Annotated in this window: 11 protein-coding genes; 4 read left to right on the plus strand and 7 right to left on the minus strand. The window is 46.9% G+C overall.

The annotated features are described in order from the left end of the window. Nucleotides 1–3: 3 nt before the first annotated feature. Together L0660_RS00800 and L0660_RS00805 are read right to left on the minus strand one after the other, a co-directional pair. A complete protein-coding gene (locus L0660_RS00800; protein ID WP_235156856.1) occupies nt 4–2259 on the minus strand; it encodes a regulator in 2256 nt (751 codons plus the stop codon). Beyond that, complete coding sequence (locus L0660_RS00805; protein ID WP_235156857.1) at nt 2256–4136, minus strand: PfkB family carbohydrate kinase; 1881 nt, start codon at nt 4134–4136, stop codon at nt 2256–2258. The genes L0660_RS00800 and L0660_RS00805 overlap by 4 nt, the downstream gene beginning before the upstream one ends. Nucleotides 4137–4729: 593 nt before the next feature. Between L0660_RS00805 and L0660_RS00810 the strand changes: the two genes are divergently transcribed. Further along, nucleotides 4730–5272, plus strand: coding sequence for an RNA polymerase sigma factor (locus L0660_RS00810; protein WP_235156858.1), 543 nt, complete (start codon nt 4730–4732; stop codon nt 5270–5272). A 53-nt stretch (nt 5273–5325) separates the two neighbouring features. Here L0660_RS00810 and L0660_RS00815 read toward each other — a convergent pair whose 3' ends face one another. Together L0660_RS00815 and lgt are read right to left on the minus strand one after the other, a co-directional pair. After that, nucleotides 5326–5958, minus strand: a complete 633-nt coding sequence (locus L0660_RS00815) for a hypothetical protein (RefSeq protein ID WP_235156859.1) — start codon at nt 5956–5958, stop codon at nt 5326–5328. A gap of 29 nt (nt 5959–5987) precedes the next feature. Next, nucleotides 5988–6818 carry a prolipoprotein diacylglyceryl transferase gene (gene lgt, locus L0660_RS00820; RefSeq protein WP_235156860.1) on the minus strand — a complete coding sequence of 277 codons (831 nt, stop codon included), beginning with the start codon at nt 6816–6818 and terminating at the stop codon, nt 5988–5990. 50 nt (nt 6819–6868) lie between these two features. Between lgt and yidD the strand changes: the two genes are divergently transcribed. Beyond that, nucleotides 6869–7078 (plus strand): membrane protein insertion efficiency factor YidD, encoded by a 210-nt coding sequence (gene yidD / locus L0660_RS00825; protein WP_233795134.1) that lies wholly within the window; start codon nt 6869–6871, stop codon nt 7076–7078. On the opposite strand, the gene L0660_RS00830 is transcribed toward yidD, so the two are convergent. Together L0660_RS00830 and prmC are read right to left on the minus strand one after the other, a co-directional pair. Further along, nucleotides 7075–8028 (minus strand): MoxR family ATPase, encoded by a 954-nt coding sequence (locus tag L0660_RS00830; protein ID WP_026631209.1) that lies wholly within the window; start codon nt 8026–8028, stop codon nt 7075–7077. The genes yidD and L0660_RS00830 overlap by 4 nt on opposite strands. A 49-nt stretch (nt 8029–8077) precedes the next feature. Next, entirely contained in the window at nt 8078–8938 is an 861-nt protein-coding gene (prmC, locus tag L0660_RS00835; RefSeq protein ID WP_233796323.1) for a peptide chain release factor N(5)-glutamine methyltransferase, read from the minus strand. 92 nt (nt 8939–9030) lie between these two features. Here prmC and ribD point away from each other — a divergent pair, with 92 nt between their 5' ends. Continuing rightward, nucleotides 9031–10098 (plus strand): bifunctional diaminohydroxyphosphoribosylaminopyrimidine deaminase/5-amino-6-(5-phosphoribosylamino)uracil reductase RibD, encoded by a 1068-nt coding sequence (gene ribD / locus L0660_RS00840; protein WP_235156861.1) that lies wholly within the window; start codon nt 9031–9033, stop codon nt 10096–10098. Here the strand turns inward: ribD and L0660_RS00845 are convergent. Then, on the minus strand, nt 10095–10868 hold the full coding sequence (locus L0660_RS00845) for a shikimate dehydrogenase (protein WP_235156862.1): 774 nt from the start codon (nt 10866–10868) through the stop codon (nt 10095–10097). The genes ribD and L0660_RS00845 overlap by 4 nt on opposite strands. 282 nt (nt 10869–11150) lie before the next feature. On the opposite strand from L0660_RS00845, the gene L0660_RS00850 reads away from it, so the two are divergent. After that, nucleotides 11151–16547 carry a S8 family serine peptidase gene (locus L0660_RS00850; protein ID WP_235156863.1) on the plus strand — a complete coding sequence of 1799 codons (5397 nt, stop codon included), beginning with the start codon at nt 11151–11153 and terminating at the stop codon, nt 16545–16547. Nucleotides 16548–16565: the final 18 nt, after the last annotated feature.

Consider the following 16565-nt stretch of genomic DNA (forward strand, 5'->3'; position numbering starts at 1 on the left):
TAATCATTTGATCATGTTCATATAACGGCCCATCCAGTAAGGTAGCAGCCAAAATACCGGCTCCCGTTCCACTTGCGGGTTGCCACCAGCCATTGTCCAGGGATTTTTATCCCAACGTACGGTCATACGGATACTGGCGGGCTGCAATGCATCCACCTGCTGATCTTCCAGAACCGGCGTTCTTACAATTTTCAGGTCTTCTCTTTTGCTATGGTCAATTGGCCAGTCGATTAAATCCAGTGGCGTGTCCACGAGGAAATCGATGGAGTTATCCAGCTCTGCTTTCTGGCCTGACGAATAGCTATATATGAAGTTAATGAGCGGGTTATGGTCTGCTTTTCGTTTTTCAAACCATTTGTTCAAATGTGCTTTGTAAAAATTCAGGCGCTCAGGATCTTTCTCGCATTTGAGCAAAATCGGATAAAGGTAAGCTTGCAAAACCACGTCGAAGTAAATAAACCAGGCAGGGTTCTGGTTCGTGACTTCTCCCATATTTTCAAGATATTTCTCATCCTTTATGAGCCTTATGTACTCATTTTCATACTTTTTATTGCCAGTTACGTGATAGGCCAGCTTTATGAAAGCGAGCAACTCCATCGAATTCTGGTTGCGGTCGGGAAGCCATTCGGGATCCCGGTTGAGCTTGTCGGGTGACCAGACGGACCAGCGTGTATGTGTGCCGTCGACGTCTGTCAGATTCAGGTTATTTTTCATTAAATGATCCACAATCCTTGCAATATGCGTTGCTATGACCTTTTTCTCGTTCGGATCCGCCACCAATGTGTAGTAGAAATAGTAGCCAAACATATGTCCGCACATTTCATCGCTGCTTGTATCACCTTTCCAGAGCCACTTTCCATCTCTGGATTTGTGCCAGCGTACTTCCACAGGCTTGAAACGCGGCTCTTTCACGAGTTCATCCGCTTTTTCTCTTTCAGTGAAAGTCCGGTTGGCGTCGTGCACGTTTTTCCAATCCGATGGGACGATAGTTCTGGCGAAAAAGCCATCCGTATCCGTCACTTCCTGCAATAATTTCAGGAAACCAAATGCCTTCTCAGCATTAGCTTTTGCTTCCGGGCTTTTTGTGGCAGCGTATCTGAAACTTTCCATGGCGAGGTAATTTCCTGTGTATTCGCCGTCATTATCATCATCTTCGGGCTGCCACGAAGTTGTATCGCCGGGAATCCGCAAATGTGCCTGACCGGCAATCCAGGGGGCACGCATGTGCCTTTTCATTAATATATCGTAGAAAGAGTCACTTTTTTGTGCCAATGTCATCGTTCTCTTCCGGATCGCGCTCACACCCTTTGGCGTTGCGATCCATGCCGTTCCTTCCTTGTCAAATGCGATTTTATTAACCTGGTCATCCATTAACCAGCGCCTGGAAAACAATAACGAATGGCTGCCATCAGGCCTGAAACGTACAATGCCTGCCTGCGTGCCTACCCACATGGAGCTGTCAGGCGCATAACGGACGGATGTAACGTAGACGGATGGGATGCCATTTTCAGGTTTAAGTTCTTTTTCTTTTTTATCCAAACCACGGATTGTTACACCACCCAGTCCACCGACCCAAAGTTTATTGTTCCCATCCAGCGCCAGGCCCTTGGCATAACCGCTGATCAATGCGTCGGTTTTATAGTAATGGGTTAAACCGGTTTTTGTCCAATGATACAATCCTACATCCGTAGCAAGCCATAGGCCTTTGTTTTGATCTGAAATCACATCCCGGACAGACCTGGAAATGTTGCCGTCCATTTTATGGAAACCTTTTCCTTCGTTGAGCCAAAAACCTCTCGGCCCCAATGCGTATATGCCTTCTTTTGCTGCACAAATGGCCGAGACAGGGCCTTCTGGTCCGCTTACTCTTTCCAGTCTCCCCGCTTTATAAGAGAGTAGTCCGTTCCAGGTTCCGAGCCACATTATGCCCTTGGCATCTGATTCTACGTCATAAGCGGGACCGTTGTCGCTTCCGCTTATGATGCTGGACCAGTCGCGACTATCCTTCTTTTTTTGAAAAATGCCGGCTGCTGTTGCTATCCAGATCGCAGATTCCTGATCGACCGCAATGCTCCTTACCTCGTTTTCGGCATTTCCGCTTCCTACGCGAAATGCTTCATGGAATTCCTGGATAAAAGGTTTGTCTTGACAACTGACATTTGCGGATCTGTCAGGCTGCTCCTTTTTACAGGAAACAGCCAGTACGAAGGAGACCAGCAAAAGGCAGTTTTTTAAAAATCTTTCCGCGTAGCAGCTCATGCGTCCGCGTATTTTACATTTTCCTGAAAGAGGAGGGTTATGAGTTTCTTGTATTGGGAAAAATCGGGAATGAGCAAATGTGCACCTGCTTTGACCAGACGCGGCCGTTTTGCCGGATTGTGACCGAAACGCTGAACCTCATTGCTGGTAATGCCCACCGCAATGCCGCCAGCGCGCCTGCCTTCACGGATTTCGTCAGGCCCGTCGCCAAAAACGGCCAGTTCATTTCCGTTCAGGTTGTTGTCCTTAATGATCTTTTCGATGATCATTTTTTTGGAAAACTTGGTGTAATCCTTCAATGCACCGTAAATGCCGCCGTCGAAAAGATGTGCATAGCCAAGCATTTCAGCTTCATGCTTAACATCTTCGGCGTCTGTTCCGCTGGCGAGATACATGGTTACACCTCGTTCTTTCAGCTCCTGCAAGAAGGCAACGGCGCCTTTCATGGTGTAATCTTCCTGTCCGAGTTCTCCTGCAGCCAACTTCTCCATCCGCTTGATGACCATTTCCATCAGGCCATCATTATATAATGCTTTGTACTGGAATTTGTCCAGAATATCCTGCTCAGGCACATATCCCGCTTCCCGAACAAGGTTCACCAAACCTTCCATCTGGTAAATCGTTTGAATGCCAGTCGTTTTATGGATGAACTCTTTTACCTGGCCCAAAACCTTATGGAAAGCATTGGCGTCGATTGTATTGTAATGGTCGCCCAGAATGGCCTTCATCATGACCGGTTCCATAATTTCTTCCCAGCCCTGCCGCAGCGAACTGATCGTTCCGTCGTGATCGAAAACAGCATAGCGGATCTGGCCCAGCTTTTCCAGCACGCCCGGTTCGCATAGTTCAACCTCAGTATCCTGTAAAAACACGGCACTTCGTTCGTTTTCTGCAAGATCAGCATTGTAGATAAAATCAGGATCCTGGCTTACTGAGAGAATTTCCCGGGCATTGGCTGTGCCGGTGGTGTACAATTTCTGAACCGTGACGGCTGCCGCGAAATTGCCGAATGTGGCGGCTTCAACGGAAGGGAAACCGGCCGCAAGGCAAAGCGTGATGGCGCTGATGGCCGTATCGCCTGCGCCAACCGTGTCCAGTTTGCTTTTGAGCTGGATTCCATGGACTTCCCGGGCACCCGTTTGATCAAATGCGATTATTCCGCGTTCGCCGCAAGTCACAAACACCGGCTTTTTGTATTTTTCGTAAACCGCGCGACCATATTTTTTTACCTCCGTGATCGGAACATTATCGCCGGGATTTACAAGTTCGCCATTCAACGACGCTATTTCCCGGTCGTTGCATTTGAGATACGTATTTTCAAAACGATCATTAAAATGCCTGGAATCGAGCATCACGATCTTGTCGCTGTATCTCGCGAAGAGTGCATTAGCCTGATCTATAAAGTGTTCATTATTAATGCTTCCCGTGACTTGCTGATTGAAAATCAGTGCATCCGATTCCTGTAAAGCCTGTTCGATCGCTGCAAGGAGCTTTTGATCCGTTTCGTCGCTGCGTTCATTATATACGCCGAAATCAATGCGGGGTTCCTCCTTTCCGTCAATGATCCTTTTCAGGTAACTATATGTATTGAAATGTTCTTTCTGAATAAAAAGCGCAGTTGTTTCGGCTCCCAAATTTTCCAGTTGTGACCTCAATTCCCTTCCCTGCATATCGTTTCCGATGGTCCCGATCACCCGGATCCCGGCGGGTTTCAACGCGGACAAATTGGCTACAACATTGGCAGCGCCGCCCGGCGTATAGTAATGTCTGGTAACAGCCTGGGCCTGCAGGCCGGTTTCAATCGAAACTTCCGATCCACGTTCATCCATAATCCAATAGGAATCGAGGCAGAAGTCGCCATAGACGGCGATTTTCACTGAGGATATTGTTTCGATGATATGTTGAATGCGGCTTTGGTCCATGGATAACGATTCGGCTTTTGGAATATAATACTCCTGATCACAAATGACAGGCTATCCGCGCTCACGGCATTTTCCTGAAATGTTATAAAATTGTTAACAGGCTCTGTTGGCCCCTGCGTAAAAAATTAGTTTTCAATAGTAGATTCTGCTAAGAAATGATTGATAATGAGTATATATAACGGCTGAGCGCGGTTTGTTTAACTAAATATTAATAAAATTGGATTGCGCAAATTGAAGATATTTTTACGCATTTTGCGATTTGGATTTCAAAATCTAAGCGTAGATTTATGAAAGAATTACGAATAAGCCGCTCAACATAAAACTTTGCCGCATCGAAGAAAAGCAAAATTTGCAATTGCTTTGGTAATGTTTTGACCAATGAAATTTTAGAAAATGTCCTGATAGTCAATTTTATATCGATTTTGAAACGATGTAATCTTTGATAATGGTGCAATGTTACTATATCAAGAAATAAAGTTGTAAAAGAAACATTTTCTCTGTTGAATGTACGTGCTAACCCTATATATAATTCGATAAACTCTACAACCGTGGCCTATCCTGACGAAAATATCCTGAGAAAAGTAACGCAAGGCGACGAACAGGCTTTTGCTGAACTTTACAATTACTATAAAACTCCTGCTTTGCGTTTTACCACGTCTTTGCTGAAAGATGAAGAAGAGGCGGAAAACATGGTTCAGGATGTTTTTATTAAAATTTGGGTGAAAAGAGATCACATTAAGCCCGAGTATAACTTCAATTCTTACCTGTTTACCTGCCTGCGGAATATGGCTTTCGATCATTTCAAGAAGATCGAAAAAAGCGAGCTGTTACGTAAGAATTACATGGAAGCCATCAGAATGGCGGATGAAGATGAAAAGGAAGAGGGAGAAAGAAGGATCAGCCTGGTTGTAGCGGCTGTGGATTCGCTTTCGGTGAAAAGAAGGCAAATATTAAAACTGAATATTGAAGAAGGGAAATCTTACCAGGAGATCGCAGAGTTTCTGAGGATCTCTAAAAATACAGTGAAAAACCAGCTGGTTAAGGCGAAGCAGATCCTGAGAGAAAAGGTGGATTTTGCGACAGCGTATTAAAGCTTTTTGGAACAGTCTTAAAAAAAGCAGAAGCGCGATTGCTTCTGCTTTTTTTATTTCAAATTGCCTAATTTGGCCAGATCCAGATCTTTCAGTGCGTCTTTAAGCTGATCCACCGTAATGTGGTCGCCCTGCACATTGACGACGAAACGGTCGGCTACCAGCACATTCACTTCCCCGGATTTGCCTTCGTTGTCGTATTTTTCAAAAGCTTTATAACCCTCTATTTTTGTCGTTTTTTCGTATCCGGTGGTCGTTTCTTTATCAATTTCCGCCATCGACCAGCCTGCAAGTGCCATGGTCGATACACCGGCAATGCCTCCTGTATCTACGATTTCAATGTTCAGATTTTCCTCGCCTTCACCTTTGTATTTGGCGCTGGCCGTGGAAACAGTGAAACCCATCGCGCCTGATTTTTCGCCAGTGGCTTCCGTACGGGACATGCCGGCAATTTTTTCAGGCATGAGCTCTTTCAGTTTCCGAAAATCAATCGGGTCAACGGCTTCGCGGCTTCCCATTTCTTTTGCTTTATCGGCGAATGCCTCCAATGCATCGACAGCAGATTTATCAGCCTCCTGCTCAGCTCCTTCCTGCTCAGCCCCTTCTTTCTCTTCCTGCTTCCCTCCGCAGCTGCTCAAAAGCATGGCAGACGCAAGCACCAACGACAGCATAAACGATGTTTTCATATTGACGGGTTTTTAGATTCAATATTAAATTATCCGGCCAGTTGATGCGTTGATTTTCTGGACTGGTAAATAAAATATAAACCAAGTAATACGGCTGGTATACTCAGAATCTGACCCATATTCAGCAGATAATTGGCTTCGAAGGCTTCCTGGTTTTCTTTCAGGAATTCGTAGAGGAAACGTAACGTGAAGACCCAAACAAAGAAAATCCCGACCATTAAGCCACGCGGCGTTGCTGACTTGTATTTGTTCCAGATCCACAGCAGGATAAAGAAGAGTACAAAACACGAAATGGACTCATAAAGCTGGGCGGCGTGGCGGGGAATCTGACGGAACTCGGTGTTTTGAACAAAAACAAAACTCCAAGGAACGTCGGTAGGTTTACCCACGATTTCGGAGTTCATTAAATTTCCAAAACGGATAAATGCGCCAGCCAGCGCTATCACGATCACCATCCTGTCGGCAACCCATAAAAACGTTTGCCCGGTTGCAGTTCTTGAACGAGAATAAAGCCAGAGACCTGTTATGATCCCGATGATGGCTCCATGGCTCGCCAGACCTGCATAGGGAGGCAGGATTACTTCAAGCGGTTTTTTGAAAAGAACTTCCGGCTCATAAAATATGAAATGGCCGAGGCGCGCTCCGATGACCGTGGACAGCACCATATACAATGTGAGCGAATCAATATCTTCCAGCGGTTTTCCTTCTTTCTTGAAAACATGGATCATTACTTGTTGTCCAACGAGGAAACCGGCGGCGAAGAGGAGGCCATACCAGCGTACAGGAAATGGTCCAAAATCACCAATTTGAGGAATAGTGAAAATTTCAGGACTGACATTCCATATTATATACGAAATCATGCTTTTATGATGTTAATTGCCAAATATACTACTTTGACACAAGAAGCGAAATGAAATTTTTACTCATCGGGCTGGTTCGGATTTACCAGGGTGTGCTGTCTCCTTACCTGCCAAATTCTTGTCGTTATACGCCTACTTGTTCACAGTATATGATCGAGGCAATCAGTAAGCATGGCGTTGTAAAAGGCACCTGGCTGGGCTTAAAGCGGTTTTCAAGATGTCATCCGTGGGGAGGTCACGGACATGATCCGGTTCCTTAACCAATCGCCACCTTCCGCAAAATGGAATCAATGATCGCCATTGTTCTTACGCCGTCTGCTTCTGCTTCGTAGTTGAGTAAAATTCGGTGGTTCATAATGTCCGGTGCAAGCTCCTTAATGTCTTCCGGCAACACATAATCGCGTCCTTCCAGATATGCTAATGCTTTTGCCGCGCGGTTCAGGTAAATGGTTGCGCGCGGAGAAACGCCAAACTGAATGTAACGCGCCTCATCACGAAGCCCGTAATCCAGCGGGCGGCGTGTCGCGAAGACCAGCTCGATAATATACTTTTCAAGCGTTTCCGAAATGTTCACTTTATTGACATTGTTCCGGATTGCGAAAATGTCCTCTTTATTCAGGATCGGTTTGATCTGATAGTCATAGTTAATGTCCGACATGCGGCGCATTACTTCCAGTTCTTTGTCCTTTTCAAGGTAATCGACGTAGACTTTCATCATAAAACGGTCGATCTGCGCTTCCGGAAGCGGGTAGGTTCCTTCCTGCTCCACCGGGTTCTGCGTTGCAAGCACCACAAATGGCCGGTCGAGCAGATAGGTTTCATCCCCGATCGTCACCTGTTTTTCCTGCATGGCTTCCAGCAAAGCCGACTGCACCTTGGCAGGGGAGCGGTTCACCTCATCGGCAAGAATAATATTTGAAAAAATAGGCCCCTTTTTTACCTCATAATCCCCAATCTTAGGCTTATAGATCATCGTCCCGATCAAATCGGCGGGCAGCAGGTCGGGCGTAAACTGGATCCTTTTGAAATCAAGGTGCAGCACTTTTGCCATCACATTGATCGTCAGTGTTTTGGCTAGTCCGGGTACACCTTCCAGCAGGATATGGCCGCCGGTGAAAAGGCCTATCAGGAGCCTGTTGAGCAGTTTGTCCTGCCCCACAACGACCTTGCCCATCTCATTCAGCACATCCTTTATTTTCTCTATATACATTGATGATTGGTCTATATGTTGGCGGTTTCCTTTGGCCCCCGGCGGATGTTTACTTCCAGATCGCTCTTACGAAGCGGTCTTTTCCGTGGATATCCCTTAGAATCTCAACGTTCTTATAATTTCTTTCCTCAAAAACCTGCTTGGTCCCGGCTCCGAAGTGCTCGTTGATTTCTACGTAACACTTTCCTTCGGGTTTTAAATGGTGTATGCCAAAATCTGCGATGGCTTTGTAAAACAGCAATGGGTCGCTGTCTTCCACAAATAATGCTTCGTGGGGTTCAAAACGAAGGACATTCGGGCGCATATGTTCCTGCTCTGAATAAGTTACATATGGCGGGTTACTCACGAGGCAGTCAAACTGGATAATGTTACCGGGGAGCGGGAACGTGACATTAAGCATATCCTGCTTGGCAAAAGTTACGTCGGCTATGAGCTGGCGCGCATTTTCGCGGGCAACTTCCAGGGCTTCGTCCGAAACATCCCAGGCGTGTACCGAAACGTGTGGCAGGAAACGTGCGAGCACAATGGCAATGCAGCCACTGCCGGTTCCAATGTCGAGAATAGAAATATTTTTGTCCGGTTCTGCGTAATCGCGGGTCACCATTCTCACCAGCTCTTCCGTTTCGGGGCGCGGGATCAGTACGGAGGATGAAACGCGGAATTCGAGTCCGCAAAACTCGGTGGATCCGATGATATGCTGAACGGGTTCATTGTCATTCAACCGCGCGATAATCGTATCCCAATCCGGCTGGGCCGTGTTTTCAGGAACCGGTCTGTCCACAAGTACATCAATATTGCGAAGCCGCATATAATGTTCGAGTAACATAAAAGCGATTGCCTGCGCTTCTTTTTCGGGATAAACTGTAATGCCTTTTAGTATATATTGATATAACTGACGTGCCGAAGTCATTTTCTGGTGTTTTTTATTCCAATGTCGGAAAGTTAGCAAATAATAGGAACTCACGAAAGTTGAGTTTAAAAGGAGGTTTGTATTTTTGCCGCATGGACGCAGATATTCAATGGATGAGACGGGCTTTGCAGCTTGCCGGCAACGGTCGGGGAAGTGTAAGTCCTAACCCGATGGTGGGGTGCGTGATCGTCCATGAAGGCGAAATCATAGGAGAGGGCTGGCACCGGCAGTATGGCGGTCCGCACGCTGAAGTTTGGGCTGTTAAGGATGCTGAATTAAAAGGAAATGCGCATTTGCTGCCCGCATCCACTTCCTATGTTACATTGGAACCTTGCTCACATACGGGCAAGACGCCTCCATGCGCGGATCTGATCATTAGTAAGCAACTCAAAAAAGTGGTCATCTGTAACAATGATCCCAACCCACTGGTGTCCGGAAGAGGCATTTCGCGTATGCTGGACGCTGGAATTGAGGTTGAAATTGGTGTGCTGGCGTCGGAAGGTTTGGCGCTTAACAAGCGGTTTTTCACTGCTATGGAGCAAGAAAGGCCTTATGTAATCCTGAAATGGGCCGAAACCGCCGACGGATTTCTTGGACCGGAAACGGGCGGGCCACTGCGGATCAGCGGAACGCTTTCAAACATGCGCGTGCATCAATGGCGGACGGAGGAAGACGCAATTTTGGTTGGTTACAAAACCGCATTAATGGACAATCCCAGGCTGAATGTGCGCAATTGGGAAGGCCGTGATCCGGTGCGCGTTGTCCTGGACAGACATTTGCAGCTTCCGCAGACATTGAATTTATTCAGCAAAATACAACCGACCATTGTTGTTAATTATTTGCAGGAAAGCACCTTGCCGGATTCGCCAGAGCGTTATTCGTCCAGTTTGAATATCAGTTATTTAAAAGTTAACCCGGGTGCAGACGAGATCGGACAAATGCTCACAAGCCTGTTGGCTCGTAAAATCCAGTCCGTTTTTGTTGAAGGCGGTGCCGCAGTGATCAATGCGTTTTTGCAGACCGGCTTATGGGACGAGATCCGTCGTTGCCAGGGACCGGCGGTTATTGGTAATGGTGTAAAAGCCCCTGTTGCAACCGGCATTCTTACATCGTCCGAAAAAGTAGAGAACGATCTCTGGACCTATTATTCCCGCATTTAAACACTCCATAAGTTTTCTTCCTGCGTCCAGATCTCCCAGGCTTTTTCTGCTTGCAGTTCAAGCATTTTCAGGCCATTCTGAACAGCTGCGCCCTTTTCAGCCCCTTTTTTAAGGAACAATGTTTCCGCAGGATTGTAGACCAGGTCGTACAAATAATGCTTTTTTGTAACGAACTGGTAAGGAATATTAGGGCACTCCTCAATCTTGGGATACATGCCCAGCGGCGTTGTATTGATGATCAGTAAAAATGAATTCATGACTTCTTCCGTCAATTCCTCATACATGATGGAGTCATCACTTTTCTGGCGGGAAACCAGCTTATAATCCATATGCATATCCTGCAAAGCAACCTGAACCGCTTTGGCAGCGCCGCCATTTCCCAGCACCAATGCACTGAAATTGCTGCACTTTTCACCCCGCTTCTCCATCCATTCTTCCAGCGACTGGCGGAAGCCATAATAGTCTGTATTGAAACCTTTTGTGCTGCCGTCAGCATATATTTTGATGGTGTTAACCGCTCCGATACGCTCCGCGGAAGCATCGTCCAGATCATCCAGGTAGGATATTACCTCTGTTTTAAAGGGAATAGTCACATTCAAACCTTTCAGATCCGTCTTCTTTTTTAATAAAGCCGGCAATCCTTCCAGTGAGCTCATTTCAAACAGTTCGTAGCTGCTTTCCCTGATTTTCTCACGGAGAAACTTGTCGGTGAAATAGCGCTTTGAAAAAGAGTGGGTCAGGGGAAATCCGATCAGGCCGTATAGGTTCATAGAGTCTGTGCGCGCTGCTGGCAACGCAAAAGTAACGTGGAAAATAAATTGCGAAGTTAACCCAGTGGTCAGGCAAATACAAAATTAATGTGACCTGCAAAATGTGAGCCGAGGATTCACAAAAAATAAGACGCTCAAATAGGGTCGATTGAAGGAGTTATTAATCTAAATATCAATTAGTTGACTTATGGTATTGGTAACTAGTTAAACAATGCTAGAATTAATTTGTAAATCGAGCATATTTACACTAGAATTACCTGTCGTACTTATTATTAAAATGTTATGGAATGGAAGAAACTTTACCACACACTATCGTTTTTCGCATTAACCTCCCTATCAGTTACCGCCCAGAACGGCAAGGATTTTAAGGTCCTTTTAAACAGCGGGTCATTCACTCCCGAAAAAAATATCAGCGCCAACAAGCAAGGCGCCAATCTTAGAACAGCGGCAGATGGTTCACGCACTTTCGTTGTGATCCAGTTTGAATCCATCCCGAACAATGCGGAGCGGGATGAGCTCAAAAAGCAGGGCATCGAGTTGCTGGATTACATTCCGAACAATGCTTATACAGCAACAGTCGCCGGCAATTCGGATAAAAGTGCGTTGGCCCGGATGCACGGACGGGCCATTTTTGAATTAACTCCTGAACAAAAAATGCAGCCGGGACTTGCCAAAGGTCGGCTTCCTGTTCATGCAGTCAAGTTGCCGGGCACGGTGGACGTCTGGATTAATTATCCCCGATCTTTTACTTACCACGAAATCAGCAGCCAGTTGAAGGCAAAGGGTTTTGAGATTATTTCGGATCAATATAAAGATTATCAGGTTGTTGCATTGCGCATTGCGGATAACCGCGTTAAGGAGCTTGCCGGACAGCCATTTGTCCAGTATGTGCAAGCCGCACCAGCTCAGGATAAAGCATTTAACAACCGGAGCCTTGTAAATGGGCGTGCCGGTTTGCTGCATTCAACATTACCCAATGGCCGTAAGCTGACAGGAAAGGGTGTTGTCCTTGGGCATGGCGATGATGCCAATCCCATGCTGCACATTGATTTCAATAACCGCATTATTAACCGGGCTGCCATTGAAGCCGGGCAGCATGGCATGCATACCATGGGAACCATGGCCGGGGCAGGCATTATGAACGAGCTTTATGCAGGTTATGCGCCCAAAGCGACCATTGTTTCGCAGAGTTTTTCCAATATCATTGCCTATTCTCCGCAGTATGTCAATGATTTCGGAATGGTTGTGACCAATAACTCTTACGGTGGCGAGATAAACAATTGCGAAACTTACGGCATTTACGATCTCTATTCACGCATTCTGGACGAACAGGCATTTCACTTGCCCAATCTCCAACACGTTTTTTCGGCGGGTAACAGCGGTGGAGGCACCTGTTCGCCATATCCACTGGGTTTTGGCAATGTGATCAGCGGTTATCAGACTGCCAAAAACGTGATCAGTGTAGGCAATACGACCGATGGGGGAGCGATTGCCAGCAATTCAAGCGTCGGGCCCGTGCGTGACGGGCGCATCAAGCCGGAAATTGTGGCATTAGGCTCATCGGTCCGGTCGACGATTCCCACTAACCTTTATACCAATGGAAGTGGAACGAGTATGTCGAGCCCGGCGATTTCGGGTGGTCTGGCGTTGCTTTACGAGCGGTTTCGTCAGGTCAACGGCGGCGCCAATCCTAAAAATGCATTGATGAAAGCGCTGATCTGCAATGGCGCAACGGACAGGGGAAATGAAGGCCCGGATTATAAGTTTGGGTTTGGCTGGATGGATCTTTCGCGGTCTGTGAAAATGCTGGAAGATAAAAATTACATAAGCGGGTCGGTAGAACATCAGCAGACATTAACGCATAACATTCAGGTTCCGGTAGGAACGGCGCAGTTGAAAGTAATGCTATATTATAATGATCCGGCAGCGGCAGTGCTTTCTACTCAAAACCTGGTCAATGACCTGGATTTGAAAGTATCAGATCCATCGAACAATCCGACACTTCCCAGGCTGCTCGATCCTACGCCGTCGAAAGTAAATGCGACAGCCACGACCGGCGCGGACCGTGTCAATAATGTGGAGCAGGTTACCATCAATAATCCTGCTGCGGGGAATTACACAATCTCGGTCAATGGCCACGCCGTTCCGCAGAACGCTTCCCAGGAGTATTTCGTCGTTTATGATTTCATTCCTGCCGCAGCCACCATCACTTACCCGCTCGGTAATGAGCGATTGAAAGATGGGGATGCCCTAATCGTCAGCTGGAATGCTCCTACGGATCCGCAGAGCACTTATACAGTTCAGTTTTCGACCAATAATGGTGGCTCATGGACAAATATTGCCGTGAATCTGGCTGCTGCAATAAGGCAGACAACCTGGACAATCCCGGCCGGGACGACCACGGATCAAGCGAAAATCAAGGTCATTCACAAGAAGAATAACAATGTGGTTGGCGAAAGCAGCAGCGAAGCCTTTACCATTGTCGGCATCCCGGCCCTGACTTTATCCAGCCTGCAATGTGAGGGTTACATCTCGCTTGACTGGACCGCCGTCCCTGGCGCAACGGACTATGAAATAATGCTTTTGAAAGGCGAAGAGATGATGCCTGTGGGCACTACGACGCAAAACAAGTATGTGCTGAGCGGCATGTTGAAAGATTCTACTTATACCATGTCGGTCCGGGCGCGCATCAACGGGCATCCGGGCAGAAGAGGGCTTGCCATTTCGAGAAGGCCGGACAGCGGGACCTGTGCCGGTACCATTTCCGACAATGATTTGAAAATTGAATCCATACTGACACCAGCTGGTTCCGGGCGGAAAAACACCTCTTCGGAGCTTGGTAATGCGATTTTTGTCAAAATCAGGATCAAAAACCTTGATGATGTGGACTTCAACGGGCCTGTTGAGGTGGGTTATGTTCTGGATGGGCAAGCCATCCCGCCGCAGACTATATCGCCTTTTATCGAAAAAGGAAAAACATATGACCATACATTCAGCATTGGCGCTGATATGAGCCAGGTGCGTGATTATAATTTGCAGGTTTTTATCCACAGTCAGCCTGATCTGATTTCAGCCAACGACACCCTTACCAAAAGTTTCAGGCAGCTGCCCAATGATCAGATCGCTTTGCCTTTTTTGGATGACATTGAAAACCTGCCCATTCAGACCTGGGTGAAAAGTCAGACGGGGCTCACCGGTGACGGCAGATATGATTTCAGTTCTTCCACTACGGCCGGACGTTTGAGGACGTTTCTGAACACCGGCATGGCCGCCTCGGGCCAAAGGGCGTTGACGCTCGACGCGAACCGTTATTTTTCAGCAGGAAACATCAGTTATCTGGACGGAACATTCAATCTCGCCGCTTTTGATGTAGAAGATGTGGATGTAAGGTTAAATTTTAAATACAAAAATCACGGGCAAAAGACCAATGCCAACAACCGTGTCTGGATCCGTGGAGCAGACACCGATCCCTGGATTGAAGCTTATGACCTGTTTGCAAATCAAAATTCTGCTCAGGACGGCTATAAAATGCCGCAGGGCATTGAGCTAAGCAAACTGCTGGCTTTGAACAACAAAAATTTCTCATCCAGTTTTCAGGTTCGCTGGGGCCAGTGGGGCAGGATCATCGCCGCCGATTACATGACCGGGGCGGGTTATTCATTTGATGACATTATGCTTTATGTGGTTACGGATGACATTCAAACATTGGCCGTTACGCAGCCGGCAGCCGAAAATTGCGGTTTAGGCAATGCTGAACCTGTTATAGCACAAATGCGCAACAGCTCAGCGAGGACCATTACCAACATTCCGGTTTATCTGCAACTGAACGATGGTTCCATTATCACCGACACCATTGCTTCGCTGGCCAAGCGGACGACCATCGACTATACGTTCAATGATAAAGTGGATTTATCAGCTTACGGCTGGCATGTGATAAAGGTTTGGGCTGGTTTGGATACGGATAGTTACCGGTTGAATGATACGCTGACGGTAAAAATCCATAACGCGCCGGTGATCAGCGCTTATCCTTATCTCGAAAACTTTGAAAGCAATGACGGCCATTGGTATACCAAAGGAACAAACAGCTCCTGGCAGCACGGAAAGCCCGTTTCTACGCAAATTAACACGGCTCCCAGCGGGAAGAATATTTGGAAAACCAACCTTGCAGGCACCAACAACGACCGGGAAGAATCTTATCTGATATCACCCTGCTTCAATGTTACCGGGCTGAATGCACCCACATTGAGTTTCAGCGTGGCGCTCGATATGGAAGTTTGTGACCCCGTGCCGTGCGACATTGCCTACCTGGAATATTCGGGTGATGGCGGTGCATGGACGAGGCTGGGGATTCAGGGGCAGGGCACAAGTTGGTACAACAAAACATACTCCGGAAAAGGGTCCTGGAGCATCCAGGATTTTGTAAGATGGCACGTAGCTACTATTCCGTTGCCCACGGGTTTTGCCAGTTTGAAGATACGCTTTGTTTTCAGTGCCGATAATTTCAATAACAGGGAAGGCATCGCTTTGGACGACATCCATATCTATGACCAGGCCCATGGGATTTATGACGAAGCAAGCACGGGTTCACCCATTACGCAAAATGTTCCCGCCTCCAATAATTGGGTGCATTTTCTGAAAAACAATAAGCTTGTGGCGTCGGTTAATGCCAATGGGCAAAATATCGGCAATACGGATGTGCAGGCTTATGTCAACACTTCGGGCGTCAGACAGGCTAACAGTAATTATTATCTGGATAAAAATTTTACAATCAAACCGCAAAATTCCTATCTGGCCGATTCGGCCGTGGTAAGGCTTTATTTCCTGGAAAGTGAGGCGCTGGCCTTGGTAAATGCAACGGGCTGTAACACTTGTGACAAGCCGGCCAATGCTTATGAGCTGGGAATTTCGAAATTTAAGAGCACGGACCTATCGAAAGAGGATGGTAACATTGATAACAGTTTGGGTATCGGATGGACTTTTCACCCATCGGCTAATGTTAAGAAAGTGCCTTATGACAGAGGTTATTATGCTGAGTTGAAGGTAAAAACATTCTCTGAATTCTGGCTAGCCAAAAACTTCATCGGTTCCGGTGAAGCATTGCCTGTTTCGCTGATCAGCTTTTCGGCCAGGAAAAAAGATGCCGATGGTGATAAATCGGTTTTGCTCGAATGGCAGACTACTTCCGAAGAAAATTTTGACCATTTCGAGATTGAAGTAGCAGCTGGAAATGACGCCTACCGCCAGAATCAATTCGTGAAATTGGGTGAAATGATATCCCGAGGCGGTTTGAACGTGACACAGGGTTATGCATTCACAGACAAGCGTTCATCGCAAACGGGTGTGCTTTATTATCGTTTAAAAATGGTGGACACGGACAAAAGTTACCGGTATTCGAGCGTTAAGCCTGTGTTTTTTGATGATAAACCATCCTGGCAGGTTTATCCAAATCCTTCCACAGGCATGTTTTATGTCACTTATCAGGCCAATACGGGTGCGGTGGTGACCGTGAATGTATATGACAACGGCGGCCGTATGTACCAAAGCTCAAAATCGGCGGCGACGGGTTTTGTCCAAAAGCATAAAATGGACCTTACCGGCGCGGAATATGGTTCCGGGACTTATTTACTGGAAGTGGTGAGTGGAAAGGAAAAGCAGGTCTTTCATGTTTTGAAGCATTAAAGCGGTTAAATTTGCGCA

It is taken from the genome of Dyadobacter sp. CY351 (genome assembly GCF_021502625.1).
Lineage (GTDB): Bacteria > Bacteroidota > Bacteroidia > Cytophagales > Spirosomataceae > Dyadobacter > Dyadobacter chenhuakuii.

Coding starts and splice junctions, on each gene's coding strand:
- L0660_RS00830 (WP_026631209.1), bottom strand. CDS start 8,028: ATGTATATAGAGAAAATAAAGGATGTGCTGAATGAGATGGGCAAGGTC.
- prmC (WP_233796323.1), bottom strand. CDS start 8,938: ATGACTTCGGCACGTCAGTTATATCAATATATACTAAAAGGCATTACA.
- yidD (WP_233795134.1), top strand. CDS start 6,869: ATGAAATTTTTACTCATCGGGCTGGTTCGGATTTACCAGGGTGTGCTG.
- L0660_RS00800 (WP_235156856.1), bottom strand. CDS start 2,259: ATGAGCTGCTACGCGGAAAGATTTTTAAAAAACTGCCTTTTGCTGGTC.
- ribD (WP_235156861.1), top strand. CDS start 9,031: ATGGACGCAGATATTCAATGGATGAGACGGGCTTTGCAGCTTGCCGGC.
- lgt (WP_235156860.1), bottom strand. CDS start 6,818: ATGATTTCGTATATAATATGGAATGTCAGTCCTGAAATTTTCACTATT.
- L0660_RS00815 (WP_235156859.1), bottom strand. CDS start 5,958: ATGAAAACATCGTTTATGCTGTCGTTGGTGCTTGCGTCTGCCATGCTT.
- L0660_RS00850 (WP_235156863.1), top strand. CDS start 11,151: ATGGAATGGAAGAAACTTTACCACACACTATCGTTTTTCGCATTAACC.
- L0660_RS00845 (WP_235156862.1), bottom strand. CDS start 10,868: ATGAACCTATACGGCCTGATCGGATTTCCCCTGACCCACTCTTTTTCA.